Origin of the sequence: Stenotrophomonas lacuserhaii, assembly GCF_014836545.1 — a bacterium.
GTDB lineage: Bacteria > Pseudomonadota > Gammaproteobacteria > Xanthomonadales > Xanthomonadaceae > Stenotrophomonas > Stenotrophomonas lacuserhaii.
On record NZ_JACSQS010000023.1, the window covers coordinates 1 to 25,766 of the forward strand.

24 protein-coding genes and 1 tRNA gene are annotated in these 25,766 nt (G+C 66.9%); 15 read left to right on the forward strand and 10 right to left on the reverse strand.

Annotation, left to right across the window (positions count from 1 at the left end; translation table 11 throughout):
* Window positions 1-140 precede the first annotated feature (140 nt).
* The 12 genes from ruvB to H9654_RS16455 all read left to right on the forward strand — a co-directional run bounded on the left by ruvB (window position 141) and on the right by H9654_RS16455 (window position 9,249).
* Window positions 141-1,181, forward strand: a complete 1,041-nt coding sequence (ruvB, locus tag H9654_RS16400) for a Holliday junction branch migration DNA helicase RuvB (protein WP_042613825.1) — start codon at window positions 141-143, stop codon at window positions 1,179-1,181.
* A complete protein-coding gene (gene ybgC / locus H9654_RS16405; protein WP_191771809.1) occupies window positions 1,174-1,638 on the forward strand; it encodes a tol-pal system-associated acyl-CoA thioesterase in 465 nt (154 codons plus the stop codon). Before ruvB ends, ybgC begins: the two co-directional genes overlap by 8 nt.
* Window positions 1,635-2,411 (forward strand): protein TolQ, encoded by a 777-nt coding sequence (gene tolQ, locus H9654_RS16410; RefSeq protein ID WP_042613823.1) that lies wholly within the window; start codon window positions 1,635-1,637, stop codon window positions 2,409-2,411. Before ybgC ends, tolQ begins: the two co-directional genes overlap by 4 nt.
* Window positions 2,412-2,431: 20 nt before the next feature.
* On the forward strand, window positions 2,432-2,857 hold the full coding sequence (gene tolR / locus H9654_RS16415; protein ID WP_042613822.1) for a protein TolR: 426 nt from the start codon (window positions 2,432-2,434) through the stop codon (window positions 2,855-2,857).
* On the forward strand, window positions 2,847-3,917 hold the full coding sequence (tolA, locus tag H9654_RS16420) for a cell envelope integrity protein TolA (RefSeq protein ID WP_191771810.1): 1,071 nt from the start codon (window positions 2,847-2,849) through the stop codon (window positions 3,915-3,917). Before tolR ends, tolA begins: the two co-directional genes overlap by 11 nt.
* Window positions 3,918-4,139: 222 nt before the next feature.
* Window positions 4,140-5,459: a Tol-Pal system beta propeller repeat protein TolB gene (tolB, locus tag H9654_RS16425; RefSeq protein WP_101098841.1), complete on the forward strand. Its 1,320-nt coding sequence runs from the start codon at window positions 4,140-4,142 to the stop codon at window positions 5,457-5,459.
* Window positions 5,460-5,523: 64 nt separating this feature from the next.
* Window positions 5,524-6,039, forward strand: a complete 516-nt coding sequence (gene pal, locus H9654_RS16430; protein WP_042613819.1) for a peptidoglycan-associated lipoprotein Pal — start codon at window positions 5,524-5,526, stop codon at window positions 6,037-6,039.
* 3 nt (window positions 6,040-6,042) lie between these two features.
* Window positions 6,043-6,861 carry a tol-pal system protein YbgF gene (ybgF, locus tag H9654_RS16435; protein ID WP_191771811.1) on the forward strand — a complete coding sequence of 273 codons (819 nt, stop codon included), beginning with the start codon at window positions 6,043-6,045 and terminating at the stop codon, window positions 6,859-6,861.
* Between the two features lie 75 nt (window positions 6,862-6,936).
* Window positions 6,937-7,635, forward strand: coding sequence for a 7-carboxy-7-deazaguanine synthase QueE (gene queE, locus H9654_RS16440; RefSeq protein WP_191771812.1), 699 nt, complete (start codon window positions 6,937-6,939; stop codon window positions 7,633-7,635).
* Window positions 7,636-7,711: 76 nt separating this feature from the next.
* Window positions 7,712-8,377, forward strand: a complete 666-nt coding sequence (queC, locus tag H9654_RS16445; RefSeq protein ID WP_191771813.1) for a 7-cyano-7-deazaguanine synthase QueC — start codon at window positions 7,712-7,714, stop codon at window positions 8,375-8,377.
* Between the two features lie 75 nt (window positions 8,378-8,452).
* Window positions 8,453-8,528, forward strand: a tRNA-Lys gene (locus tag H9654_RS16450).
* A 421-nt stretch (window positions 8,529-8,949) separates the two neighbouring features.
* On the forward strand, window positions 8,950-9,249 hold the full coding sequence (locus H9654_RS16455) for a hypothetical protein (RefSeq protein WP_057687320.1): 300 nt from the start codon (window positions 8,950-8,952) through the stop codon (window positions 9,247-9,249).
* 44 nt (window positions 9,250-9,293) lie between these two features.
* Here the strand turns inward: H9654_RS16455 and yghX are convergent, their stop codons facing one another.
* The 3 genes from yghX to H9654_RS16470 all read right to left on the reverse strand — a co-directional run bounded on the left by yghX (window position 9,294) and on the right by H9654_RS16470 (window position 11,564).
* Window positions 9,294-10,181 carry a YghX family hydrolase gene (gene yghX, locus H9654_RS16460; RefSeq protein ID WP_191771814.1) on the reverse strand — a complete coding sequence of 296 codons (888 nt, stop codon included), beginning with the start codon at window positions 10,179-10,181 and terminating at the stop codon, window positions 9,294-9,296.
* 71 nt (window positions 10,182-10,252) lie between these two features.
* A complete protein-coding gene (locus H9654_RS16465) occupies window positions 10,253-10,672 on the reverse strand; it encodes a response regulator (protein WP_101098845.1) in 420 nt (139 codons plus the stop codon).
* A gap of 118 nt (window positions 10,673-10,790) precedes the next feature.
* A complete protein-coding gene (locus H9654_RS16470) occupies window positions 10,791-11,564 on the reverse strand; it encodes a CPBP family glutamic-type intramembrane protease (protein ID WP_191771815.1) in 774 nt (257 codons plus the stop codon).
* Window positions 11,565-11,718: 154 nt separating this feature from the next.
* On the opposite strand from H9654_RS16470, the gene H9654_RS16475 reads away from it, so the two are divergent.
* A complete protein-coding gene (locus H9654_RS16475; RefSeq protein ID WP_057687323.1) occupies window positions 11,719-12,066 on the forward strand; it encodes a TFIIB-type zinc ribbon-containing protein in 348 nt (115 codons plus the stop codon).
* A gap of 5 nt (window positions 12,067-12,071) precedes the next feature.
* Here the strand turns inward: H9654_RS16475 and H9654_RS16480 are convergent, their stop codons facing one another.
* The 6 genes from H9654_RS16480 to H9654_RS16505 form a co-directional block, all read right to left on the reverse strand.
* Complete coding sequence (locus H9654_RS16480) at window positions 12,072-12,587, reverse strand: GNAT family N-acetyltransferase (protein WP_191771816.1); 516 nt, start codon at window positions 12,585-12,587, stop codon at window positions 12,072-12,074.
* Between the two features lie 57 nt (window positions 12,588-12,644).
* A complete protein-coding gene (locus H9654_RS16485; RefSeq protein WP_191771817.1) occupies window positions 12,645-13,556 on the reverse strand; it encodes a copper resistance protein B in 912 nt (303 codons plus the stop codon).
* Window positions 13,553-15,409, reverse strand: a complete 1,857-nt coding sequence (locus H9654_RS16490) for a copper resistance system multicopper oxidase (protein ID WP_406833488.1) — start codon at window positions 15,407-15,409, stop codon at window positions 13,553-13,555. Before H9654_RS16490 ends, H9654_RS16485 begins: the two co-directional genes overlap by 4 nt.
* 48 nt (window positions 15,410-15,457) lie before the next feature.
* On the reverse strand, window positions 15,458-15,841 hold the full coding sequence (locus tag H9654_RS16495) for a CopL family metal-binding regulatory protein (protein WP_191771819.1): 384 nt from the start codon (window positions 15,839-15,841) through the stop codon (window positions 15,458-15,460).
* A gap of 85 nt (window positions 15,842-15,926) precedes the next feature.
* Entirely contained in the window at window positions 15,927-17,735 is a 1,809-nt protein-coding gene (gene recQ / locus H9654_RS16500; protein WP_191771820.1) for a DNA helicase RecQ, read from the reverse strand.
* A gap of 399 nt (window positions 17,736-18,134) precedes the next feature.
* Window positions 18,135-18,710 carry a Dps family protein gene (locus H9654_RS16505; protein ID WP_042615210.1) on the reverse strand — a complete coding sequence of 192 codons (576 nt, stop codon included), beginning with the start codon at window positions 18,708-18,710 and terminating at the stop codon, window positions 18,135-18,137.
* An 89-nt stretch (window positions 18,711-18,799) separates the two neighbouring features.
* Between H9654_RS16505 and hrpA the strand changes: the two genes are divergently transcribed.
* Window positions 18,800-22,888 (forward strand): ATP-dependent RNA helicase HrpA, encoded by a 4,089-nt coding sequence (gene hrpA / locus H9654_RS16510; RefSeq protein ID WP_191771821.1) that lies wholly within the window; start codon window positions 18,800-18,802, stop codon window positions 22,886-22,888.
* Window positions 22,889-22,928: 40 nt separating this feature from the next.
* Here the strand turns inward: hrpA and H9654_RS16515 are convergent, their stop codons facing one another.
* On the reverse strand, window positions 22,929-23,441 hold the full coding sequence (locus tag H9654_RS16515) for a hypothetical protein (RefSeq protein ID WP_191771822.1): 513 nt from the start codon (window positions 23,439-23,441) through the stop codon (window positions 22,929-22,931).
* A 141-nt stretch (window positions 23,442-23,582) separates the two neighbouring features.
* On the opposite strand from H9654_RS16515, the gene H9654_RS16520 reads away from it, so the two are divergent.
* Window positions 23,583-25,739, forward strand: a complete 2,157-nt coding sequence (locus H9654_RS16520) for a RelA/SpoT family protein (protein WP_191771823.1) — start codon at window positions 23,583-23,585, stop codon at window positions 25,737-25,739.
* The last annotated feature ends 27 nt before the right edge of the window (window positions 25,740-25,766 follow it).

Sequence of the window (25,766 nt, forward strand, 5' to 3'; positions counted from 1 at the left end):
CCCCCCCCCCCCCCCCCCCCCCCCCCCCCCCCCCCGACCCAAACCCAGCTGCGGCTTTGAGCCACCCCGCGAGGGGGTCCCACCCGTTCGATCACCCACCAATCGCACGGCGCGCGCCCAATTTGCCGCATAATCGACAGATGACCGAACACCGCATCATTGGCGCCGACGCCACCCGCGAGGATGACGCCGTCGATGCCAGCATCCGCCCCAAACGCATGGCCGATTACCTCGGCCAGGTGCCGGTGCGCGAGCAGATGGACATCTACATCCAGGCCGCCAAGGCACGCGGCGACGCGCTGGACCACGTGCTGATCTTCGGGCCGCCGGGACTGGGCAAGACCACCCTCAGCCATGTCATCGCCAACGAGCTCGGCGTGGCGCTGCGGGTCACCTCCGGGCCGGTGATCGAAAAGGCCGGTGACCTGGCCGCGCTGCTGACCAACCTGCAGCCGCACGATGTGCTGTTCATCGATGAAATCCACCGCCTGTCGCCGGTGGTCGAGGAAGTGCTGTACCCGGCCATGGAAGACTTCCAGATCGACATCATGATCGGCGAGGGGCCCGCAGCGCGCTCGATCAAGCTCGACCTGCCACCGTTCACCCTGGTCGGCGCGACCACCCGGGCCGGCCTGCTTACCGCGCCGTTGCGCGACCGCTTCGGTATCGTGCAGCGGCTGGAGTTCTATACCGCCGAAGAGTTGACGCGCATCGTGCGCCGCTCGGCGAAGATCCTCGGCATCGACTGCACCGCCGACGGGGCAGGGGAGATCGCACGCCGTTCGCGTGGCACTCCGCGCATCGCCAACCGGCTGCTGCGGCGCGTGCGCGATTATGCCCAGGTCAAGGCCAATGGGCATATCGACCAGGACGTCGCACAGGCCGCGATGGTGATGCTGAAGGTCGATCCGGAAGGCTTCGACGAGCTCGACCGGCGCTTCCTGCGCACCCTGGTGGACTACTTCGATGGCGGCCCGGTGGGCGTGGAATCGATGGCCGCGGCGCTGTCCGAAGAGCGCGGCACGCTGGAAGACGTGGTCGAGCCCTACCTGATCCAGCAGGGCTTCCTGGTGCGCACCGCGCGTGGCCGGATGGCCACGCATCGTGCGTATCGCCATCTGGGCCTGAAGCCGAAGGCGCCCCCGGTAGACCTTTTCGCCGAGCAATCCGACAATGAGTGAGCCGCGGTTCAGTTGGCCGACACGCATTTACTGGGAAGATACCGACGCAGGTGGGGTGGTCTACCACGCCCGCTACGTGGCTTTCATGGAACGGGCACGCACCGAATGGATGCGGGCGCTGGGCTTCGGCCAGGAGCGCATGCGCAGCGAACACGGCATGGTGTTCGCGGTCCGCTCCATGGAGATGGACTTCATCAAGCCGGCGCGACTGGACGATGCGCTGCAGGTGAGCGCCACGCTGGTGCAGTGCCGGCGCGCCAGCATGGTCTTTGCCCAGCAGGTGCTGCGCGATGGCCAGCTGCTGCTGGACGCGCAGGTCAGGATTGCCGCACTGGATGCGGAATCCTTCCGCCCGCGCGGCATGGACGATGCACTGCTGGCGGTCCTGAAGTCCCACGAACACCCTCTTACTCCTACTCCACACAATCCTAATTTGCAGACTGAGGAACAACGATGATCGCAATGCTTCTGGGCCTGCAGGCCACGGTGGTCGAGGCGCTGCCGGAGGACGTCACCAGCGCCGCCGCCGAAACCGCCGTACAGGCCTCGCGCAGCGGCATCAATTACTGGGAGCTGATGACCAAGGCCAGCATCCCGGTGATCATCATCGTGCTGCTGCTGCTGGCCGGTTCGTTCATCAGCTGGGTGATCATCTTCCGCAAGGCCCGCGTGTTCTCCCAGGCCACCCGTGAAGCCGATGAGTTCGAGAACCGCTTCTGGTCCGGTGCCGACCTCGGCAAGCTGTACTCCTCGGCCACCGACCGCAACCGCAGCGTGGGCGGCCTGGAAGCCATCTTCGAAGCCGGTTTCCGCGAGTACAACCGGCTGCGCGATCGTCGCGGGCTGGACGGCCGTGCCCTGCTGGAAGGCGCGCAGCGTGCCATGCGCACCACCTACACCCGCGAAGTGGACCGCCTGGAACGCAACCTGGAGCTGCTGGCCAACATCGGTTCCACCGCCCCCTACGTGGGCCTGGTCGGCACCGTGTTCGGCATCATGGTGACCATGCACGACATGATCAACAGCGGTGAGCAGGCCGGCATCGCGTCGGTGGCGCCGGGCATCTCCGAAGCCCTGTTCGCTACTGCGATCGGCCTGTTCGTGGCCATCCCCGCCGTGTGGGCGTACAACCGTTTCACCACGCGCGTGGAGCGCATGGCAGTGCGGTTTGAAACCTTCGCCGATGAGTTCAGCTCCATCCTGCAGCGCCAGACCGGCGCAGACGACTGAGCCCAGGCGAGGAGCCCACCATGAGTGCCATCGGTCGCCGCAAGCGGCGCAAGCTCAAATCCGAAATCAACGTCGTGCCGTACATCGACGTCATGCTCGTGCTGTTGATCATCTTCATGGTCACCGCGCCGCTGCTGACGCTCAGCTTCGAGGTTGAACTGCCCCGTTCCAACGCGAAGGCGCTGGAGAGCAAGCAGGATCCGATCGTCGTTTCCGTGCGCGCGGACGGCCAGCTGAGCCTGAAGCTGTCCGACGAAAAGCAGCCCACGGCGATGTCCGCCGAGGAGATGCAGGCCCGGCTGGGCGGCATCGTGGCGCAGGACAAGACGGTCCGCGTGATCGTCGCCGCCGACCGTGCCGTGGCCTATGAAAAGGTCGTGGCGGCAATGGACGTGCTGAAGCGCGCGAACGTGGAAAAGGTTGGCCTGGCCACCGATGCACAGTGACGCCTTGCCGCCGCCGCGCGACGAAGAACAGGGCTGGGCCTGGCCGGTAAGCCTTGCCGCGCTGGTCCACCTGCTGCTTGCACTGGTCTTCATCGTGGCCTGGCTGTGGTCGCCCGAGCGCAACACCGAAGCCGCTGCCGGGGACCCGGCGGTGCAGGCCGACATGGCCCTGTCCAGCGCCGAGGCCTCGGCGGCACGGCAGGCGCTGCGCCAGTCCGAGCGCCTGGAAACGCTGCCCGAGCCGATCCCCGAGCCCATCGCCGAGCCCGAACCGATCCCGGAAGACACCATCCCGCCGCCGCAGCCGACCCCCGAACCGCGCCCGATGGACGCGCCCACGCCGCAGCAGTCGCAGGCGCAGGAGCGCGTGGCGCAGCCAGACAAGGTCGACCAGGACGCGGTCAGCGCGCTGGCCATTTCGCAGGAAAAGGCCAGGCAGGAGCAGGAGGCGAAGCGTCGCCAGGAGCAGATCGACCTGACCGAGCGAAAGCGCCAGGAAGAGGCCGAACAACGCGCACGACTGGCCAAACAGCAGGAAGCGGACCGCCAGAAGAAGATCGCCGAGGACGAGCGCAAGGCCAACGAAACCAAGGCCGAGGCGGACAAGCAGAAGAAGATCGCCGAGCTGCGTTCGCGCCGTGAGCAGGCCGAGAAGGAAGCCAAGCTGGCCGAGCAGCGGCTGCGCCAGGTGGCGGCCGCGCGCAACGCGGCGGCCGCGTCCAATGCCAGTGCCAGCAGCAGTGCGGCCTCGCAGCCGGCGGGTGGGGCAGGCGGCACCAGTGACGATCTGACCGCCAAGTACGCCGCAGCGATCCAGGCCAAGGTGCAGGACGCCTGGATCCGTCCGGACAACATCGCCTCCGGCCAGCGCTGCCAGATCGTGATCACCCAGCTGCGCGGTGGCCGCGTGCTGTCGGCCAAGGTCGGCGCCAGCTGTCCGTACGACGAGGCCGGCAAGCGCTCGATCGAAGCGGCGGTGCTGAACGCCCAGCCGCTGCCGTACGCGGGGTTCGAGCAGGTGTTCAACCGCGAGCTGATCCTCAACTTCCGCCCGGATTGACCCGTGCCGGTGGGTGACGACCGTTGGTCGTCACGCCTCGGACAGGAAGAGCGTGACGACCAACGGTCGTCACCCACCGAAGCCCCATCCACCGAAGCCCCATCCACCGAAGCCCCCGTTAGCTCGTACCGACCTTGCTTTCACACCGGTCTGGTTCATGATTGCGAAACCGTTCACCCCGTTCCTGCTATCCCTCGCTGTGGTTCCTTGACTGAGCATTCCATGAAAAAGATGCCCCGCTGGATGGTCGCGTTCGCGGCCCTGTTGCTTCCCTTTGCCGCGCTCGCGCAGCAGAAGGGCCTTGAGATCGACATCGTGGGCGGCAGTGCCTCGGCCACGCCGATCACTGTCGTGCCGATGCCCTACGAGGGTTCGGCCGCCGCGCCGCAGACCGACGTGGCCGCGGTGATCCGCGCCGACCTGGACCGTTCGGGCCAGTTCCGCACGCTGCCCGAAGCGCAGATCGTGGAAAAGCCCACCCGCGGCGGTGACATCCAGTTCCCGACCTGGCGCGCGCTGAAGCAGAACTACATCGTGGTCGGCCGCGTGCAGGACGCCGGTGCCGGCGCGTACCGCGTCGAATACGAGCTGTATGACGTGCCCAAGGGCGAGCGCCTGCTGGGCTTGGCGATGACCGCGCGCGGCAACGCCATGCGCGATGTCGCCCACCAGATGGCCGATGCGATCTACGAAAAGATCACCGGCGTGCGTGGCGCGTTCTGGACCCGGATCGCCTACATCACCGCCAGCGGCCGCGGCGATGCCATGCGCTACGCGCTGATGGTGGCCGATTCGGATGGCTACAACCCGCAGACCATCGTGCGTTCGGCCGAACCGCTGCTGTCGCCTTCGTGGAGCCCGGATGGCGGCAAGCTGGCCTACGTCAGCTTCGAGCGCGGCAATTCGGCGATCTACATCCAGAACATCGCCACCGGTGCACGTGAGCTGGTGACCAGCTTCCGCGGCATCAACAGCGCCCCGGCGTTCTCCCCGGACGGCCGCAAGCTGGCCCTGACGCTGTCGCGTTCGGGCAATCCGGAGGTCTACTCGATGGACCTGGGCAGCAAGCAGCTGACCCAGCTGACCAACCACCTGGCCATCGACACCGAGCCGACCTGGGCCCCGGATGGCAGCGCGGTGTACTTCACCTCCGATCGCGGCGGCCGTCCGCAGGTCTACAAAGTTGCTGCAAGCGGCGGCAGCGCCGAGCGCGTTACCTTCCAGGGCAATTACAACGCCAAGCCGTCGGTTTCCTGGGACGGCAAGAAGATCGCCGTGGCACAGGGTTCGGGCAACAGCTACAAGGTCGCGATGATGGACAGCTCGCTGGGTTCGCCGCGCTGGAGCACGCTCTCCACCGGTTCGCTGGATGAGTCGCCCAGCTTCGCGCCGAACGCCAGCATGGTGCTCTACGCCGCGCGCGAAGGCGGCCGTGGCGTGCTGTACGCCGTGTCGGCCGATGCCCGTGTCCGCCAGCGACTGGTGCTGGCCGACGGCGATGTTCGCGAGCCCGCATGGTCGCCATACCGTACCAAGCGCTAAAAGAGTGTTAATATTTTCCGAGATTTACCCCATTCACCGGCTTAGGAGCCTCAAAGGTATCGCCATGAACAAGACCACCAAAGTTCTGCTTGTTTCCCTGTTGTCCGTGGCCGCCTTGGCCGGTTGCTCGAAGAAGGTGAAGGAAGTGCCGGCCGAGCCGGCCACCACGCCGACCACCACCCAGCCGACCGGCCCGTCGACCTCCGGCCTGTACGGCCCGGGCGACCTGGACACCGATGCCTGCCTGCGCCAGCGCGTTGTGTACTTCGACCTGGACCAGGATTCGGTCAAGGCCGAGTTCCAGGCGATCATGGCCTGCCACGCCAAGTACCTGCGTGACCGTCCGTCCTCGCGCATCACCCTGCAGGGCCACACCGACGAGCGCGGTTCGCGTGCGTACAATCAGGCCCTGGGCGAGCGTCGTGGCAACGGCGTCAGCTCCGCGCTGCAGGCCAACGGTGGTTCGGCTTCGCAGCTGACCGTCGTGTCCTACGGTGAAGAGCGTCCGGTCTGCACCGATTCGAGCGAGTCCTGCTGGTCGCAGAACCGTCGCGTCGAAATCGTCTACACCGCGCAGTAATCCATGCGCATCGGCATCAATCTGATGCTGGCCGTGGCGGCAGCCTTCATGGCTGCCGCCCCGGCGTACGCGCAGCGGCAGAGCCTTGCCGACCGCGTCGGCGCGATCGAGCAGCAGCTGTACAACAACAGTGCCAACACGGACCTGTTGAACCAGATTACCCAGCTCCGCCAGCAGGTCGGGCAGATGCAGGGCACGATCGAACAGTTGCAGCACGATAACGCCCAGCTCAAGCAGGGCAACCAGGACGCGTTCCTGGACCTGGACGAACGCCTGAACCGCCTCGAAGGTGGCGCAGCGCCGGTCGTTCCGTCGGCACCCGGCAGCAATGCACCGCTTCCCCCGGTTCCGGCCGTGCAGCCTCCCGCAGCGGCCACTTCAGAGCGGCCGCCTTCGGTACATGGCGACGCAGGCAGCCTGGCGGTCAGCGGCGATGAGCGCACCACCTACAACGTCGCCTTCGATGCATTGAAGGCCGGCAAGTACGATGACTCCGCGCAGCTGTTCCTGAGTTTCCTGGAGTTGTACCCCAGCGGTGTCTACGCCCCCAACGCGCTGTACTGGCTGGGCGAGAGTTATTACGCCACCCGCAATTTCCCGATGGCCGAGCAGCGTTTCCGTGAGCTGATCTCGCGCTATCCGACCCACGACAAGGCCTCCGGTGGCCTGCTGAAAGTCGGTCTTTCCCAGTTTGGCGCAGGCCAGGTGGAGCAGGCCCAGCAGACGCTGGAATCGGTCGTGGCGCAGTACCCCGGCTCGGACGCCGCGCGCACCGCGCAGGACCGCCTGCAGTCGATCCGCCTGGGCCAGCAGATCCGCTGAGGCCCGCATGGTGGTGATTTCCCGTAGAGCCGAGCCTAGCTCGGCTGTTTGCGTTTCAGAGTCCATGATCCTTGTATGAAGTCGATTCCCGCCAACGCCGTTGCCACGCCCAGTGACATCGTCCAGTCGCCGCTGCCGCGGCTGAAGATCACCGAGATATTCACGTCGCTGCAAGGCGAGGCGGATACCGCGGGCTGGCCCACCGTGTTCGTGCGCCTGACCGGCTGTCCGCTGCGCTGCCAGTACTGCGACACCGCCTATGCCTTCCATGGCGGTACCTGGTGGGATATCGACGATATCGTGGCCGAGGTGCTCGCCCAGGGCGTGCGCCACGTCTGCGTGACCGGCGGCGAGCCGCTGGCACAGAAGCGCTGCCTGATCCTGCTGCAGAAGCTGTGCGACGCCGGCATGGACGTTTCGCTGGAAACCTCCGGTGCGCTGGATGTGTCCGAGGTGGATCGGCGCGTGTCGCGCGTGGTTGACCTGAAGACGCCGGGTTCTGCCGAGATGGCGCGCAACAAACTGGAAAACCTGCCCCTGCTGACCGCGCGTGACCAGGTCAAGTTCGTGATCTGCAGCCGCGAGGACTACGACTGGGCCAAGGCCATGGTCGTCGAACACGCGCTGTCCGAACGCACGATGGTGCTGTTCTCGCCCAGCAAGGGTGAAATCACCGCCCGCGAGCTGGCCGACTGGATCGTCGCCGACCGGTTGCCGGTGCGCTTCCAGATGCAGCTGCACAAACTCCTCTGGAATGACGAGCCGGGCAGGTAAGCTGCCGCGTCGTTCCTGGTTCACCCCGGCGCGGGACAGCGTGCTGGCTCCCCTCCCCAAACCGGATGATTCACCCATGAAGAAGGCAGTCGTGCTTCTCTCCGGCGGCATGGATTCGGCCGCCGTCATTGCCCTCGCTCAGGAACAGGGCTTCGCCGTGCATGCGCTCAGCGTGCGCTACGGGCAACGCCACACCTCCGAACTGGAGGCCGCCGCCCGCGTGGCCGCCGCCCAGGGCGTGGTGCTGCACAAGACCGTGGACGTGGACCTGCGCAGCATCGGCGGTTCGGCATTGACCGATGACATCGACGTACCCGAGGCGGGCGGCGAGGGCATCCCGGTCACCTACGTGCCGGCGCGCAACACGATCATGCTTTCACTGGCGCTGGGCTGGGCCGAAGTGATCGGTGCCAACGATATTTTCTGTGGCGTCAACGCGGTGGACTACTCCGGCTATCCCGACTGCCGTCCGGAGTTCATCGCCGCGTTCCAGGCGCTGGCCAACCTGGCCACCAAGGCGGGGGTGGAAGGGGCGGGCATCACCGTGCACGCACCGCTGCAGTTCCTCAGCAAGGCGCAGATCGTCAGCGAAGGCGTGCGGCTGGGCGTGGATTTCGGGCTAACGGTGTCGTGCTACAACGCCAACGCCGAAGGTGCCGCCTGCGGCCACTGTGATGCCTGCCGGCTGCGCGCACAGGGCTTCGACGAGGCCGGCATCGCCGATCCCACCCACTACGCCTGACATGCGCGGGCGCTTCACCTCGGCACCCGAATCAGGGTAGAATGCACGCCCCCGGAGCAAGGCCGGGGCAGCAATGGGCCGTTAGCTCAGTTGGTAGAGCAGAAGACTTTTAATCTTTTGGTCGATGGTTCGAATCCATCACGGCCCACCATTGCAGGCAGTAGCAGAAAAGCGCCCCGGAGGCGCTTTTTTTGTGGGCTACTGATGGTCGAAATCGAAAATTTCCTGGCGCGGGAGCCCCGAGGTATTGGAGTCACCCCGCGGGGCGATGTAGTTGATGACCGACCACAGGACATAGCCCAGTGTCGCGGCACCCAGCACCTTGCTGCCCGCCTGCAGTGCACGTTGCCCGCACGCTATCGGCGTGTCCCTCCGGTTCGGCGGCAGCAGTGTGTTGCTGCGGGCTGGCAGGACACACAGTGACGGCGCTATAAAAATCGCTCAGCGGCACGCTGCCGGCGTGCACCATTCCGCGCTGCGCCATGATCGGCCGCGCGTCGCTTCTCCGTCTCATTCAGAGCTGACATGGCAGGCGAGTATGGTCAAGGTTGGTTCGGGAGGACAGCGCACAGATGGCGAAGTACGAACGGCAGGACAACTCTGAAACACGCTGGTTGAGTTTCAGGCTACGCAACGGGCAGTCGATCGCGCCAGCCAAGCTGCGTGCCGGCTGGGCGGCAGCCGCGGCGGTGCCGGGCATCTCGGTACGTCGGGAAGACATCGAAAGCGGGACGGTGGTCTACGCCCTGTACGGCCCCAGCAGCCTGGGCGCACCGCAGGTAGCGGAAATGCGCATGCGGCAGTTCCTGATGGACGAAGGCTACACCTTCACCATGGGCACTCTGGGTGCGCGGCCGGGCATCCGGCTCTGATCCGCTGAAAGGCGACGCCGGGTAATGCCCGGCACCGCAGGGCATCACGCCAGATACTTCCGGAACCACCCCAGCGTGCGCTCCCACGCCAGCGTGGCGGCAGCTTCGTCGTAACGCGGCGTTGAATCGTTGTGGAAGCCGTGGTTCGTGCCGGGGTAGACGTAGGCCTCGTACGTTGTCCCGGCCTTCTTCAGCGCCGCCTCGTAGGCCGGCCAGGTGGCATTGACGTTGTCATCCTTCTCGGCGAAATGCAGCAGCAACGGCGCCTTGATCCTGACCACATCGTCCGGCTTGGCCTGGCGGCCGTAGAACGGCACCGCCGCATCCAGTTCCGGATACGCCACGGCCGCCGCGTTGGACACCCCGCCGCCGTAGCAGAAACCGGTGATGCCGACCTTGCCGGTGCCCAGTGCCGACCCGCGCAGGTACTCGATGGCGGCGAAGAAATCATTCATCAGCTTTTCCGGGTCGACCTGCGCCTGCAGCTCGCGGCCGCGTACGTCGTTGCCCGGATAGCCGCCGACCGAACTCAGTCCATCCGGCGCCAATGCGATGAAGCCGGCCTTGGCCACGCGCCGGGCGACGTCTTCGATGTACGGATTCAGGCCACGGTTTTCGTGCACCACCACGATGGCGGGCAGCTTGCCGGCGGCCTTGGCCGGCTTGACCAGATAGCCACGCACCTGGCCATGGCCATTGGGCGAGGGATAGGTGATGTACTCGGCAACGATGTCCGGATCGGTGAACTGCACCTGCTGGGCCAGCGCGTAATCCGGGCTCAGCGCCGCCAGCAGGGTGGTGGCGGCCACGCCGGCCATCGCAAAGGCGGCAGCGCGGTCGAGGAACTCGCGACGGCTCAGGCGGCCATGCACATAGCCGTCATACAGTTCCAGCAGGTCCGGATGGAAATCCTTGGCGGTCAGTCGGGTCACGGGCGCAGCCTCTGCGAAAGCGGTGCACTGAATCTAGCACCGCTTCTGCGGGCGCGCCCGTGGCAGGCCACTCAGGCGGCGCGTGGCGCGTCGTGCGGCAGGCCTTCACCGGAATGGCGGAAGCAGATGCGGATGGCGTCGAGCAGTTCGCTCATGTTGTACGGCTTGGGCAGGAAATGGATGCCTTGGTGCAGCAGCGGCAACACCTCGTGCTGGCACATGCCGGAGGTGACCAGGATCGGCAGGCGCGGGAAGGCCGCACGCACACGGTTGGCGGCCTCGATGCCGCTGATGCCGCCCAGGCAGACATCGGTGAACAACATGTCGAAGCGCTCGCCGGCATTGAGCAGGCCCAGCGCGGCCTCCGCCGAACTGACGCCCACCACTTCACAGGCCTGGCTTTCCAGGGTGAGGCGGCTCAGTTCGAGGGTTTCCTCGGAATCTTCGATCAGCAGCACTCGCGGCTGCACATTCTGCTTTGACAACAACATGACGCACGGGCTCCGTGACACGATTGGAACAAGGGCGGCGGAGGCTCCAGGCCCCAGCGGCGCGCAAGTATGCGCGGGCCGTGGGTGAGCCCTGCGTGCAGGAATCGGTAAGTTCCGGTTACAACGGGGCGGTGCGGCGTGCACGGGGCGGCAGCAGTGCCCACAGCAGCAGCACGGCCAGCCCGGCCGCGCCAAGGCGCAGGCCGATACCCTGCCAGCCCATGGCGATCGCATCGGGCACGCTGATCACGTTCCAGGCCAGGTTCAGCGAGACGTGCAGGACCAGCCCGCTCCACAGGGTGTAGCCATCCAGGCGGTTCAACACGGCAAACACGAAGCCGCTTATGCCGGTCACCGCGAACACCAGCGCGGCCATCGCCCCGCCTTCCGGACCACCGAACCCGAGCCAGTGGACGGCGCCGAACAGCACCGCCTGCACGCTGGCGGCCAGCCACCAGGACCACCCCAATACGCGCTGGGCGAACACGAAGCCGAGGCCGCGGAACAGGATTTCTTCGGCGAGCGGAAACAGCAGGGCCAACATCAGCAGCGAAAGCAGGTCGATGTCGGCTGCCAGCGCGCCCAGCCACCACAGGCCGATCCAGCAAGGCACGGTGGCCAGCAGCACCAGCAGCGGCCCACGCGCGCCGTTCCACTGCAGGCCCAGGCTATGCAGCAGAGAGCGCCTTGGTGCCAACAGCAGGATGGCGGTGATCACGGCGACCAGCGTGGCCAGCAGATTGTCCAGCAGGCTTCCACCGAAGGGCATCGGCAACGCAGGGATAGGCATGCCGATGCCCTTGGCGATATCGCGCACCCATAACCCGAGCGCGACGGCGAGCACCAGCGCGACAGAGGCCGGCAGGACCGGAAAGCGGGAGGTCGTGTTCATCGGGGCATCCTTGCGTGGGTCACGTGGCACTATGCCGCCGCCGCAGCACGCCGGCATGCGCCGGAGGTCCATGTGCCGATCGTCAGGGCCGTTGCCATGCAGTCATCGGCGGGCGGTTACAGTGCAGGTCTCCCCCCTAGCAGGAGTGCCAGCGATGCTGTGCCCCGTTTGCAAGACCCAGGCGCTGACCATGTCCGAACGCCAGGGCATCGAGATCGATTACTGCCCGCAGTGCCGTGGCGTGTGGCTGGACCGTGGCGAACTGGACAAGATCATCGAGCGTTCGGCCTCCGCGCCGGCCGTGCCGCCGCCCGCACCGGTACAGGCTGCGGCCCCGGCTTACAGCCAGCCGCCACCGCCGCCGGTGGCCGTGCAGCACCGCGATACGCGCCACCTGGGCCAGCGCCACAACGACGGCTATGCGCAGCAGGGCCAGTACAACCAGCATGGCTACAGGAAAAAGAAGAAGGAAAGCTTCCTGTCGGACCTGTTCGACTTCTGAGGCAGTCAGGCGGGACGGTGCAGGATGTACTCGCGGTCACGCGAGTCGCCGACGATGAAATCGTACTCGCCCACCTTGTGGCAGCCATGACGCGCGTAGAAGCGCTGCGCGCCGTGGTTTTCCGACCACACGCCCACCCACAGGGTGCGCCGTGACGGGCTGTCCAGCCATTCCAGGAACGCGCCCATCAGCCGCTCGCCGTGTCCCGCATTCTGGTGGCTGGCCAACACGTACAGTCGCTTGAGTTCGATGTCCCCGGCCGCAGCCAGCGGATGCGGCAGGCTGTTCGGGCCGGCGGCCAGATACCCCACCGCGCGTCCATCGGCTTCCAACAGCCACGCTGCAGCGTGCGGGTCAGCCAGTTCGGCGCGTTGCGGTTCCAGGCTGTAGTGCGCGTGCAGGAAGGCCTGCAGGTCCTGCGGCGGATACGAATCGCCGAAGGTTTCGGTATAGGTGGCAATGGCGATGTCTGACAGTGCAGCGGCATCGTCCACGAAGGCGCGGCGCAGGGTGGTGGGCATGGCCCATTGTAGAAGGCCCCGGCACACAGCGTGCACCGGGGCCTGCGGCAACGCGTCCTAGAACCACATCCTGACGCCGGCCACCCAGCGCGTATCGCGGACATGATCCGCGTCGGCCCGGTCGGCGGTATCGCCGAACAGGCGCTCATGGCTGATGCCGATGTACGGTGCAAAGCGGCGGCTGAACTCATACCGCAGGCGTACGCCCGCTTCGACCTTGTTGAGTCCGCGCCCGATGCGCTGGGCCGGCTCATCACGTGCGGCCAGCGTGGCCTCGACCATCGGCTGCAGGATAAGCCGGTTGCTCAGCAGCACCTCGTATTCCACTTCCGCGGTGGCCATCACTTGGCCGCCGGAGCCGGCGTAGAGCGTGGCGGAGGTCTCGAACTTGTACGGGGCCAGGCCCTGGATGCCCAGTGCCGCCCAGGTGCGCGAGTCCGCCGGCCGGAAGTCCTGCTTCACACCGGCCAGCACGTCCCACCACGGGGAAATGCTGCGGCCGTACAGTACTTCCAGGTCCGCCGCATCGGTGCGGCCGCCGCTGCGTTCGCCTTCACTGCGCAGCCACACGCGGTTGATGTCACCGCCGATCCAGCCGCTGGCTTCCCAGGCCTGGCCGGTGCCATGGCGGCCGTCCCACTGTTCCAGCCGATCCACCAGGAGCAGGCTGTTGATGGAGGGGGCGTGCTGCATGGCGGCGTGGTCGATGGCGGGGAAAGCCGCTGCACGGTCGGCGGCGGTGACCGCGGGAATCGGCTCGCGCGGCAACGCGGCAGCATCATGCTGCGCGTGGCCCATCTGCGAATGATCCATGCCGGAATGGTCCATCGTGGAATGGTCCATCTTCGAGTGGTCCATCACCGACGCTGCGGGGGCGGCGTGGTGGTCGTGCGACTGCGCCAGCGCAGGCAACGCCGCCAGCATCGCCAGGCCCATGGCACTGCGCGCAAGGTTCAAGGAGACGCTCATTCTTCGATCCTCACTTCGCGCATCATGCCCGCTTCCATGTGGTACAGCAGGTGGCAGTGGAACGCCCAGCGGCCCAGTGCATCGGCGCGCACCCGGTAGCTGCGGCGGGTCCCCGGCGGCATGTCCACGGTGTGCTTGCGCAGCTGGAAATCGCCCTGTGCATCTTCCAGGTCACTCCACACGCCATGCAGGTGGATGGGGTGCTGCATCATGGTGTCGTTGACCAGCACGATGCGCATGCGCTCGCCGTAGTTGAGTCGCAACGGTTCGGCCCCGGCGAAGGGGATGCCATCGAAGGACCAGGCGAACTTCTCCATGTTGCCGGTGAGGTGCAGTTCCACCTCGCGTCCCGGCTCGCGTCCATCGGGATCTTCGAACAGGCTGCGCATCGCGCCGTAGGTCAGTACCTGGCGGCCGTTGTCGCGCAGGCCGATGCCTGGATCGTCCAGCTTCGGATCGGTGGCGCTGCTCTGCATGTCCACCAGCGGATTGCCGCGCTCGCTGTGCGGGTGGTCGACCTTCGTGGGCATGGCGGCGCCTGCAGCGTTAGCCCCACGGCCGGCGTGTGTGCCGTGATCCATGGCCGGCATGGTGTGGTCCATGCTGTGTCCGGACATGCCGCCGTGGTCCATCGCATGGCCCATGTCGTGCCCCATGTCGGCCATGGTCAGCAGTGGACGCGGATCGCGTGCCGGCACCGGTGCCTGCAGCCCGTGGCGCACCGCCAAGGTGCCGGCGGCAAAGCCGGTGCGGCCCATGTCCTGGCAGAAGATCGTATACGCGTCCTGGCCGCTGGGTTCCACCAGCACATCGAAGGTTTCGGCCGGGGCGATGCGGAACTCATCGATGCTTACCGGGTGGATGTACTGCCCATCGGCGGCGACCACGGTCATCTTCAGGCCGGGGATGCGCACGTCGAAATAGGTCATCGAACCGCCGTTGATGAAGCGCAGCAGCACTTTCTCGCCACTGCGGAACAGCCCGGTCCAGTTGCCCGCCGGCGCCGTGCCGTTCATCAGGTAGGTGTAGGTATTAGCGTTGACATCGGAGATGTCGGTCGGGGTCATCCGCATCCGGCCCCACATGCCACGGTCGGACAGCGCCGCGCCCCAGCCATCGCGGCGCGCATCGCGCAGGAAGTCGGGCAGGGTGCGCTTGTAGTAGTTGTCGTGCTCGGCGAGCTTCTTCATGCGCCGGAACAGCGCGCCGGGATCCAGGTCGGTCCAGTCCGAAAGAAGGATCACGTGTTCGCGATCAAACGCATACGGCGGCGGCTGCGCCGGGTCGATGATCAGCGCGCCGTACAGCCCTGCCTGCTCCTGGAACATGGAATGGCTGTGATACCAGTAGGTGCCGGACTGCTTGAGGGTGAAGCGGTAGTGGTACGCCTCGCCGGGGGCGATGCCGTTGAAGCTGAGGCCCGGCACGCCGTCCATGTTGGCCGGCAGCAGGATGCCGTGCCAGTGGATCGACGTGGGGTGGTGGGCCAGCGTGTTGCGCACGTGGATGTCCACGGTCTGGCCTTCGCGCCAGCGCAGGATCGGCGCGGGCAGGCTGCCATTGACCGTGATCGCCGGACGGGTGCGGCCGGTGAAATTGGCCGCCGATTCGCCGATCGCCAGTTCGATGTGGGAGTGGCCGAGGACCTGCGGCGCGGTGGCCAGGGCAGGACCAGCGGCAGCGAGCGCGCGCGAGGGAAGGCCGGTGACGGCGGCCCCGGCGACCACGCCACCGGCGGCCAGGCCCTGCACGAACAGGCGGCGTGACGGTTGGGCCGGGTGGCCCGGACCATTGGAAGAAGAAAAACGCATTGTAGGAAACTCCAGACGCAGGACATCACCGGTCCGGCGCAGGGGCGCGCGGGCCAGCATCGAGTCACGCCACGGGCGTGGGCGTTGGAATCAGCCGATGGGAGGGCGTTGGATGGGTGGCAGCGCGGGCGTGGGCCGGCCCGGTGCATGCTGCTGCGGGGGCCGTGTGCCGGCGTAGTCGGCGGCCAACAGGGCGAGTCCTTCGGCAGCCAGTGCCGGTTGCTGCGCGCAGGTACGCACGCATTCCTTCAGCTTGCAGTGGGCGTCGTCAGGCGCTGCCAGGGTCTGGTGATCGCTGGCGTGCGGCGGTTGCATGCCGGCCGGTGCGGGGGCGTGCCCGTGGCAGGGAGGCGCTGCAGCGGGCGCTGTTTCAGGCGCATCCATTCGGTGTTCTCCGGCCATGGCTGCGTTCAGTCCGTTGAGCAACAGACTGATCATCAGCACCACGCGCAGCAGGAGGGAGGCCACGGACATGCCGCTACCTTAGCCGGATCGGCGGATCGATGCAGCCCCGCCTGAACCGCTGGTTCAATCGTGGAGCAGCACAAGGCATCCGCGGTCAGCCTTGTTCACGCACCACCTCGATCAGCTGTGGGCCATAGCGCGACAGCTTGGTGCCGCCGATACCGCCGACCCGGGCCAGTTCGTCCAGCGACGTCGGGCGCTGTTCGGCGATGTTGCGCAGGGTGCTGTCGTGGAAGATCACGAAGGCCGGCACATTCTGCTCGCGGGCCAGTTCGGCGCGCAGCCCCCGCAGCGCGTTGAACAGCGCCAGGTCCTGCGGCAGCACCGACAGGCCGCTGCCGCTGCGCTGGGTGCTGCGTTCGCGGCTGCTGCTGGGGGCGCTGTCGCGGCGCATGCTGATCTGCCGCTGGCCCTTGAGCACCTCACGGCTGGCGTCGGTCAGGCGCAGGCCGCCGTGGCCGGCGGTGTCCACTTCCAGCACGCTGGTGGCCACCAGCTGGCGGAACACGCTGCGCCAGGTCCGCGCGTCCAGGTCCTTGCCGATGCCATAGGTGCTCAGCTTTTCATGGCCGCTCTGGCGCACCTTGTCGTTCTCGCTGCCGCGCAGGATGTCGATCAGGTGGCCCACGCCATAGCGCTGGCCACTGCGGTACACGCAGCTGAGCGCCTTCTGCGCCGGGATGGTGGCATCCCAGGCGGCCGGTGGGGTCAGGCAGTTGTCACAGTTGCCGCAGGCCTGCGGATAGGTCTCGCCGAAGCCCGCCAGCAGCACCTGGCGCCGGCATTGCATGGATTCGCAGTAGCCCAGCAGGTGGTCCAGCTTGGAGCGTTCCAGTTGTTTGCGTTCTTCCCCGGCCTCGGACTGTTCGATCATCTGCTTGAGCAGCACTACATCGCCCAGGCCGTAGCACAGCCAGGCTTCGGCGGGCTCGCCGTCACGGCCGGCACGGCCGGTTTCCTGATAGTAGCCTTCCATGGACTTGGGCAGGTCGGTATGGGCGACGAAGCGCACGTCCGGTTTGTCGATGCCCATGCCGAAGGCGATGGTGGCGCACATCACGATGCCGTCCTCACGCAGGAAGCGGCGCTGGTTGTTGGCACGTACTTCGGCCGGCAGGCCGGCGTGGTAGGGCAGGGCGGTGAAGCCCTGGCTGCACAGGAATTCGGCGGTTTCCTCGACCTTGCGCCGCGACATGCAGTAGACGATGCCGGCCTGGTCGCGGTGGCTGCGCAGGAAGCCGGTCAGTTGCTGGCGCGCATTGTCCTTCTGCACCACGGTGTAGCGGATGTTGGGGCGATCGAAGGAGCTGACGAAGTGCCGCGCCTGGGCCAGGTCGAGGCGTTCGGCGATTTCGCGCTGGGTGGGCGGGTCGGCGGTGGCGGTCAGGGCCAGCCGCGGGATGTCCGGCCAGCGCTCGTGCAGGACGGTGAGTTGGCGGTATTCCGGGCGGAAGTCGTGGCCCCACTGTGACACGCAGTGCGCTTCGTCGATGGCGAACAGGGCGATCCGGCTGCGCGAGAGCAACGACAGGAAGCGTCCGGTCAGCAGGCGTTCGGGAGCGACGTACAGCATGTCGAGCTCGCCGGCCAGCAGGTCGCGTTCGACGCGCGCAGCGGTTTCGCCATCCAGGGTGGAGTTCAGGAATTCGGCGCGCACGCCGAGCTGGCGCAGGGCTTCGACCTGATCCTGCATCAGCGCGATCAACGGAGAAATGATGATGCCGCAGCCGTCCCGCAGCAGGGCCGGGACCTGGTAGCAGAGCGACTTGCCGCCGCCGGTGGGCATCAGGACAAGGGCATCATGGCCGGCAGCGACGTGCTCGACGATGTCCCGTTGCGGGCCGCGGAAGTCGTCGTAACCAAAGACGCGGCGGAGCAGCTCGTGCGCGGGACTGGAAGGCATCCCGCTAGTTTACCCGTTCGGGCGGGGTGCTGTTCTGCGTTGCGTTCTGCGCGAACGTCAAAAGCGGCAGGGCTGGGTGGTGGGTGGGGCGGGGAGGCTGTGCAGGACGCGCCGTGAACCCGTCCATGGGGGCTCGCTGTTGCCATCCATGGCAACAGACGGTCTGTACAGCCTCCCCGCCCCACCTCCGACAGGTCCATGGCGGCCACGGGCGTGCGGTGAGGCAGGCCCTGGTAGCGCCGAGCCACGCTCGGCGGAAACCACCAGACACCAGGAAGGCCGCCCCCACATGACCCCCACCCTGTGCAAGCCCCCCTTTGTTAAGGGGGGCGCGCCGACAGGCGCGGGGGATAGGAGGGATGCGGGGGCAGTAAGGCAGCGGGGCTTCGCCCCGCGGCCTTACTGCAGCAGCGAGCGCAGCATCCAGGCGTACTTTTCGTGGGTCTGCAGGCGCTGGGTCATCAGGTCTTCGGTGGGGGCGTCGTCGGCGTCGTCGGCCACGTCCAGTACCTGGCGGGCGGTGCGGCAGACCGCTTCGTTGGCGACCACCAGCTGGCGTACCATTTCACGCCAGTCGGCGCTGTTGGTCAGGCCGGGCTCTTCCGGGATGGAGGTCAGCGCGGCGAATTCGCGGTAGGAGCCCGGTGCGTTGAAGCCCAGTGCGCGGATGCGCTCGGCCACTTCGTCCAGTGCGGCCCACTGTTCGGTGTACTGGGTCTCGAACATGGCGTGCAGCGAGTTGAACATCGACCCGGTCACGTTCCAATGGAAGTTGTGGGTTTTCAGGTACAAAGTGAACGCGTCAGCCTGGTAGCGCGACAGACCGTCGGCGATCTTCTTGCGCTCGCCTTCCTTGATCCCGATATCAATGCCAGGTGCGGAAGGTGCTGCCGAGGCGAGCTTCTGCTTGCCAGTCTGGGCGGCCTTCGCGTTGGCCAGTGCCGGGGCCTTGGTGATGCTCTTGGTCTTTGCCATGGGGACGTTTCTCCTTGTGGATGAGATGATCTTCACGATAGACCAGAACTAATGTCTGGTCGCTATCAAGTTTTTAAACGAATCGATTGATGAACTCTATTGAAAAAAACCCGGCCTCCCGCCTGTCGCAGCAGCGGACCGCCCTCGACGGCGCGATGACCCGCGACCGGGGGCGCCTGCTCGGCATGCTCGCGCGCTGGCAATCCAAACCGCAGGATGCTGGCTTGGCGCAAGCGTTCGAGCAGGCACTGCAGGCGTCGGTACAGCGCCGCCAGGCAAGGGCCAGCCAGAAACCGGCCATTACTCTGGACCCGCAGCTGCCGATCGCGCGTGAAGCCGAGTCGATCATCGCGCTGATCCGTGACCATCAGGTGGTGGTGATCGCCGGTGAAACCGGTTCGGGCAAGACCACCCAGCTGCCCAAGCTGTGCCTGGCTGCCGGCCGAGGCGAAGCCGGGATGATCGGCTGCACCCAGCCGCGGCGCATCGCGGCGCGTGCCGTGGCCAGCCGCGTGGCGCAGGAATTGAACAGCGAACTGGGCCAGCTGGTGGGGTTCCAGGTGCGCTTCAACGACAAGGTCAGCGAAGACAGCCGCATCAAGTTCATGACCGACGGCATCCTGCTGGCGGAAATCGCCAGCGATCGCTGGTTGTCGCGCTATGACACGATCATCGTCGACGAGGCGCACGAGCGCAGCCTCAACATCGATTTCCTGCTCGGCTACCTGAAGCAACTGCTGAAGAAGCGGCCGGACCTGAAGTTGATCGTCACCTCGGCGACCATCGATACCGGACGTTTCGCCGAACATTTCGACGATGCGCCGGTGATCAGCGTGGAAGGGCGCACCTACCCGGTGGAAGTGCGCTACCGCGCGCTGGAAGGCGAGGGCGAAGAGCAGGGCGAGCGCACGGTCAACGATGCCATCGTCAGTGCGATCGATGAGATCACCCGGATCGACGCGCGCGGGGATGTGTTGATCTTCCTGCCGGGCGAGCGCGAGATCCGCGATGCCCACCAGTCGCTGGAACGGCGCAAGTACCGCCAGACCGAGGTGCTGCCGCTGTATGCGCGGCTGTCCAACCAGGACCAGGACCGGGTGTTCAACCCGGGCCCGAACCGGCGCATCGTGCTGGCCACCAACGTGGCCGAGACCTCGCTGACCGTGCCGCGCATCCGTTACGTGGTCGATCCTGGCTTCGCCCGCGTCAAGCGCTACAGCCCACGGCAGAAGCTGGATCGCCTGCATATCGAGCCGATCTCCCAGGCCAGCGCCAACCAGCGCAAGGGGCGCTGCGGACGGGTCGCCGAGGGCATCTGCTACCGGCTGTACGCCGAAGCGGATTTCCAGGCCCGGCCGGACTTCACCGATCCGGAAATCCGGCGCTCCAGCCTGTCCGGAGTGATCCTGCGCATGCTGCAGCTGGGCCTGGGCCGGATCGAGGATTTCCCGTTCCTGGAAGCGCCCGACGAGCGCGCGGTTGCCGACGGCTGGCAGCAGCTGGCCGAACTGGGTGCCGTGGATGGCGAGCGCCGCCTGACGGCCGTGGGCAGGCAGATGGCGCGACTGCCGGTGGACGTCAAACTGGCGCGCATGCTGGTGGCCGCGCAGGCGGCCGGCTGCCTCAAGCCGATGCTGGTGATCGCCTCGTTCCTGGGCATCCAGGATCCGCGTGAGCGTCCGCCCGAAGCGCGTGGCGCGGCCGATACCGCGCATGCCCAGTTCGCCGATGGACGCTCTGAGTTCGTCGGCGTGCTGCGGCTCTGGGACGCCTACCGCCAAGCGCATGAAGACCTGACCCAGTCCAAGCTGCGTGACTGGTGCGGGCGCAATTTCCTCGGTTTCCTGCGCATGCGCGAGTGGCGCGAGCTGCACCGGCAGCTGCGCCTGCTGTGCGAGGAACTGGGCTGGACCGAAGAGGCTGCCGAGGCTTCGCTGGCGCCGCTGCTGGCGGGCAGCAAGGCACCGGCCGCGGCCAGCGATGACGCCACCGCGATCAAGGCCACGCGTGGCCAGCTGCACCGCGCTGCGCGATTGGCGCGCGAAGGCAAGCCGGCCGAGCTGGCGCCCGCGCCGGTGGCGGTGCGTGCGCAGAAGGAGCAGGCGCCGGAAGGTGGTGGCTTCAGCGAGCGCGCACGCTCTGCGGCCTACCAGACACTGCATCGCGCGCTGGTTGCCGGGTTGCCCACGCAGATCGGCCACCGTACCGAAAAGGGCGATTTCCAGGCGCCCCGGCAGCGCCGGTTCCAGCCGTTCCCGGGCTCTACGCTGGCCAAGCGACCGCCGCCATGGCTGCTCGCCGCCACCCTGCTGGATACGCAGAAGATCTGGGGCCTGACCAATGCGGCGATCGAGCCGGACTGGGTGATCGCCGAGCTGCCGCACCTGCTGCTGCGCAAGCACTTCGATCCGCACTGGTCGCGTGCGCAGGGACAGGTGCTGGCCTCGGAACAGATCAGCCTGTTCGGGTTGGTGCTGGCGCCGAAGAAGCCCGTGCACTACGGCCGCATCGAGCCCGCCGAAGCGCACGACATCTTTGTGCGCCAGGCACTGGTGACCGGTGAGATCACTACCCGCGCCAGCTTCGTCGCCGACAACCAGAAAGTCCTGGAACAGGCGCGCGAAGAGGAAGCCAAGCTGCGCCGCGCCGGTATCGTCGCCGACGAAGGCTGGCAGGCGCGCTGGTACCTGGACCGGATTCCGTCGGAGATCCACTCCGCGGCCGGACTGGATGCCTGGTGGAAGAGCCTGCCACCTGCGCAGCGGCATGGACTGTCCTGGTCACTCGTCGATCTGCTGCCCGGCGAAGGCAGCGAAGAAGACCGGTTCCCGAAGTATTTCGCGCTGGGCGATGCCCGGCTGCCGCTGAACTACCGCTTCGAACCCGGCGCGGACGACGATGGCGTAACGCTGGACGTGCCGCTGCACCTGCTCAATGCGCTGGATCCGGTGCAACTGGGCTGGCTGGCGCCGGGCTTCGTGGCGGACAAGGCCACGGCGTTGATCCGCAGCCTGCCCAAGGCCATGCGGCGCAACTACGTGCCCGCACCGGACTTCGCACGCGCCTTCGCCGAAGCGTTCCCGCAGCCCAGTGCCGATGACATCCGCGGCGAGCTCGCACGGTTCCTGTCGCGTGCGACGGGCGCGGCGGTGGCCGCGCTCGACTTCGACCTGGAATCGGTCGATACCCACCTGCACATGAACCTGCGCCTGCGCGACGAGCAGGGCAAGGTGCTGGCAACCTCGCGTGACCTGGAGGGGCTGCGCGCACGCTTCGGTGACAAGGCTGGCCATGCCTTCGCGGCACGCGCAGGGCGTGACATGGCAGCAGAAGGGCTGCGCGATTTCCCGTCTGCACCGATCCCGTTGCAGGTGCCCGGCGAAGCCGGCGTACCGGCCTACCCGGCACTGGTGGACGAAGGGGATTCGGCTGCGCTGCGCATCTTCGCCGATCCGCAGCAGGCCGCTGAAGCGCATCCACGCGGCGTACGCCGACTGCTGGAGATCGGCCTGGCCGAGAAGGCCAAGCAGGCGCGCAAACAGTTGCCGGTGTCACCGAAAACCGGCCTGTTGTACGCGGCCATCGAGTCGCAGGAAAGGTTGCGCGGTGACATCGTGGATGCGGCGATGAACGCCGTGCTGGCCGAGGGCCTGGACGCGATCCGGGATCCGCAGGCGTTCGCGCAGCGGCGTGACAGTGCGGGCAAGGCATTGTTCGGCGAGGCGATGGAGCGCCTGAAGCTGGCCGAGTCGATCCTCGGCCTGGTGGCCGAGATCAAACCCGCGCTGGAGGCACCGCTGATGGGCTGGGCGCGCGGCAATCTGGATGACATGGAGCGGCAGCTGGCCGGGCTGGTGCACGCCGGCTTCCTGCGCGACACGCCGGCCGACGCGCTGTCGCAGTACCCGCGCTATCTCAAGGCGATGCTGCTGCGGACCGAGCGGGCCAAGCGCGATCCGCCACGCGACCAGGCGCGGATGCTTGAACTGCACCCGTTCCTGGAAGCGCTGCAGAAGGGCCGTGAGCAGGGGATGCAGGATCGGCCACAGTGGCAGGCGCTGCGTTGGGACGTGGAGGAACTGCGTGTCTCACTGTTCGCGCAGGAATTGATCGGGCGGGGTGGCATTTCGGCCAAGAAAGTCGCCCAGCGCGCTGCCGAACTGCACAAGGCGCGCTAGCGCGCGGAGCATGGCCGGGCACTGTCGGCCCGGCCCGCCCTCACTTCACCCGCTTCACCTTGGCACGGGTGTTGACGCCGGGAATCTGCAGATACCAGGCGCCGCTGACCGATGGGGCGATGCTGACCTGCGGATCCTGCCGACGCACGCCGCCGACATTGGCACTGTCGGTCTGCTCCCAATGCTGGCCGTTGGCCAACACATACACCCGGCCCTGGGCGAAGCCGCGGAACTCGCCCGGCAGCACGCTGGTGATCGGTTCGCGGCTGCCGAAGTCGAAGAAGCCGCGGTGCTCTTCGACGACGGCCCTGCGGCCCTCTTCGCGCGCAACCTGGATGGCGGCGGCCGACGCGGCTTCCACCTTGCCCTGCAGCCAGCGATTCAGGTTGGCCAGCTCGATCGGATGCAGTTTGTCCAGTCCGGCGGCCTTGAACTCGGCCGGGCTCATCTGCTGCTGCAGGTCACCTTCCACGATGCGCTGGGCCCAGGCCGTGGACGAGACGGCCAGCAGGGCCAGCGAGCACGCAATCAGGCGGGGCGAGGGCAAGGTCATCGGGTGGTTTCCATGGGGATTGGGCCGAGTGTAGGGCAGCGGCGCCGGGAATGAACATGGGTGCGCGGATGTCCCCGCAACGATTGTTCCTGAACGGGTGCGGCGCTAGTGTAGGTCGTACCCGTCTTATCTGTGATCGTCGTGAACCGCGCTTCCGTACCTGGCCTGGATGCCCTGTTGAACCGCCCCTCCGCCTCGGCGGTCCACGAACCGTTGCGGGAGGCACTGCTCGGCGCGTGGACCCAGGTTGGGCACGGCGAGACGGTCGACGCCAACTGGTCGGTACTGGGCGATACGTTCGACGCCTTGGCGTTGCTCTCGGCCGACGAAAGCTCGCTGGTGGCCGCACTGCTGTTCGATCTACCCGCATTGCGCGGCCGCGTCGCCGGCCTGCCGCTGGCCAACCCGGCCGCCGTCACGGGCCTGCTGGACGGCCTGGATGCTGCAGACCAGGTGTGGGCGTTGCATGCCGGGCGCGAAGCGGGCCGCAACAGCGAAGGCCTGCGTCGGCTGCTGCTGGCGATAATCCAGGACCTGCGCGTGGTGCCCTTGCTGTTGGCCAGGCAGCTGGCGCGGATGCGCGCGGCGGACAAGCTGGACGACGAAGAACAGCGCCGCGCGCTGGCCCAGCTGACCCGTGACATCCATGCGCCGCTGGCCAACCGGCTGGGTATCTGGCAGCTGAAATGGGAGCTGGAAGACCTGGCGTTCCGGCATCTGGAGCCGGATACCTACCGGCGCATCGCACGCGAAGTGGATGAGACCCGCGTTGCCCGCGAACGTTACGTGGAGAACGTCAAGAAACTGCTGTCGCGTGACCTGGCGGGCAATGGCATCAACGCCGAAGTCAGTGGCCGACCGAAACACATCTACAGCATCTGGCGGAAGATGCAGAAGAAGCGCCTGTCTTTCGACCAGCTGTACGACATCCGCGCGGTGCGGGTGATGGTCGACGATGTCGGCGCCTGCTATGCCGCGCTGGGCGTGGTGCACGCACTGTGGGCGCCGGTGCCGAGCGAATTCGATGATTACATCGCCCGCCCCAAGGCCAACGACTATCGATCGTTGCATACCGCCGTGGTCGGGCCGGAAGGGCGCACGATCGAGGTGCAGATCCGCACCCATGACATGCACGCGCAGGCCGAACTCGGCGTGGCCGCCCACTGGAAATACAAGGAAGGCGGCAAGGGCGGCGAGAAGGCGTTCGACCGCAAGATCACCTGGATGCGGCAGTTGCTGGAGCAGGCACAGGAGGCTTCGGCCAGTGGACTGGCCGGTGCGCTGGATGCCGAGCTCACCGAGGACCGGGTGTATGCGCTGAGCCCCAAGGGCGAGGTGATGGACCTGCCACAGGGCGCCACGCCGCTGGATTTCGCCTACCACGTGCACACCATGGTCGGGCACCGGTGCCGTGGTGCGAAGATCAACGGCCGCATCGTGCCGCTGACCTATCGGCTGCGCAGCGGGGATCGGGTGGAGATCCTGACCGCCAAGGAAGCCGACCCGCGGCGCGACTGGCTGCTGCCGGCCAACGGTTACCTGGCCAGCAATCGATCACGCGAAAAGGTGCGCAACTGGTTCCACAAGCTGGATCGCGCGCGCAACGTGCAGGCCGGCCGCGAGCTGCTGGACCGGGAGCTCAAACGCCTGGGCCTGGCACAGGCTGATCTTTCCACGGTGCTGAAGAAATTCCATGCCGACAGTGCGGACGACCTGTACATACAGGTGGCACTGGGCGACACCGGCCCCAACCAGGTCAGCCGGGCCCTCCTGGAGGCCGAACGTGCCGCCAGCCAGCCCCCTGCGCCGCCGGCCCTGCCGCGTCCGACGGCACGCCGCGAGGGCCTGGGCAAGAGCAAGTTCACCGTGCAGGGCGTGGGCAACCTGCTGGTCCAGTTGGCGCGTTGCTGCCAGCCGGTGTCCGGGGAACCCATCGTGGGCTACCTCACGCGCACCCGCGGGGTGACCGTGCACCGCGCCGATTGCCCGTCGCTGGCCCGCCTTTCGGCAACCAGTCCGCAGCGCATCCTGCCGGTGGAGTGGGGCCAGGCCGGCAGCGGCTACGAGGTGGATGTGGTGATCGACGCGGTAGACCGGCGCTGGCTGCTGAAGGACATCACCAACCTGATCGCGCAGGAAGATGCCTATGTGCTGGACATCCACAGCGACAACGTCCGCAACAGTGGCCAGGCCCACCTGCGCCTGCGGCTGAAAGTCAGCGACTTCGACCAGCTTTCCGCGCTGCTGGGCAAGATGGATGCGCTGCCTGGTGTCAGCCAGGTCCGCAGGCTCGGCTGAATTTCACGTCATCCGGGCTAGTCTTCG

What these genes read in the sequence shown, in the direction of transcription:
- H9654_RS16505 (WP_042615210.1), bottom strand. Translation starts at nt 18,710, where the DNA reads ATGGCAAAGACCAAGAGCATCACCAAGGCCCCGGCACTGGCCAACGCG.
- H9654_RS16470 (WP_191771815.1), bottom strand. Translation starts at nt 11,564, where the DNA reads ATGAACACGACCTCCCGCTTTCCGGTCCTGCCGGCCTCTGTCGCGCTG.
- H9654_RS16495 (WP_191771819.1), bottom strand. Translation starts at nt 15,841, where the DNA reads ATGTCCGTGGCCTCCCTCCTGCTGCGCGTGGTGCTGATGATCAGTCTG.
- H9654_RS16475 (WP_057687323.1), top strand. Translation starts at nt 11,719, where the DNA reads ATGCTGTGCCCCGTTTGCAAGACCCAGGCGCTGACCATGTCCGAACGC.
- H9654_RS16480 (WP_191771816.1), bottom strand. Translation starts at nt 12,587, where the DNA reads ATGCCCACCACCCTGCGCCGCGCCTTCGTGGACGATGCCGCTGCACTG.
- queE (WP_191771812.1), top strand. Translation starts at nt 6,937, where the DNA reads ATGAAGTCGATTCCCGCCAACGCCGTTGCCACGCCCAGTGACATCGTC.
- H9654_RS16515 (WP_191771822.1), bottom strand. Translation starts at nt 23,441, where the DNA reads ATGACCTTGCCCTCGCCCCGCCTGATTGCGTGCTCGCTGGCCCTGCTG.
- hrpA (WP_191771821.1), top strand. Translation starts at nt 18,800, where the DNA reads ATGAACTCTATTGAAAAAAACCCGGCCTCCCGCCTGTCGCAGCAGCGG.
- ruvB (WP_042613825.1), top strand. Translation starts at nt 141, where the DNA reads ATGACCGAACACCGCATCATTGGCGCCGACGCCACCCGCGAGGATGAC.
- ybgC (WP_191771809.1), top strand. Translation starts at nt 1,174, where the DNA reads ATGAGTGAGCCGCGGTTCAGTTGGCCGACACGCATTTACTGGGAAGAT.
- queC (WP_191771813.1), top strand. Translation starts at nt 7,712, where the DNA reads ATGAAGAAGGCAGTCGTGCTTCTCTCCGGCGGCATGGATTCGGCCGCC.
- H9654_RS16465 (WP_101098845.1), bottom strand. Translation starts at nt 10,672, where the DNA reads ATGTTGTTGTCAAAGCAGAATGTGCAGCCGCGAGTGCTGCTGATCGAA.
- H9654_RS16455 (WP_057687320.1), top strand. Translation starts at nt 8,950, where the DNA reads ATGGCGAAGTACGAACGGCAGGACAACTCTGAAACACGCTGGTTGAGT.
- recQ (WP_191771820.1), bottom strand. Translation starts at nt 17,735, where the DNA reads ATGCCTTCCAGTCCCGCGCACGAGCTGCTCCGCCGCGTCTTTGGTTAC.
- ybgF (WP_191771811.1), top strand. Translation starts at nt 6,043, where the DNA reads ATGCGCATCGGCATCAATCTGATGCTGGCCGTGGCGGCAGCCTTCATG.
- tolR (WP_042613822.1), top strand. Translation starts at nt 2,432, where the DNA reads ATGAGTGCCATCGGTCGCCGCAAGCGGCGCAAGCTCAAATCCGAAATC.
- pal (WP_042613819.1), top strand. Translation starts at nt 5,524, where the DNA reads ATGAACAAGACCACCAAAGTTCTGCTTGTTTCCCTGTTGTCCGTGGCC.
- H9654_RS16485 (WP_191771817.1), bottom strand. Translation starts at nt 13,556, where the DNA reads ATGAGCGTCTCCTTGAACCTTGCGCGCAGTGCCATGGGCCTGGCGATG.
- tolQ (WP_042613823.1), top strand. Translation starts at nt 1,635, where the DNA reads ATGATCGCAATGCTTCTGGGCCTGCAGGCCACGGTGGTCGAGGCGCTG.
- tolA (WP_191771810.1), top strand. Translation starts at nt 2,847, where the DNA reads ATGCACAGTGACGCCTTGCCGCCGCCGCGCGACGAAGAACAGGGCTGG.
- tolB (WP_101098841.1), top strand. Translation starts at nt 4,140, where the DNA reads ATGAAAAAGATGCCCCGCTGGATGGTCGCGTTCGCGGCCCTGTTGCTT.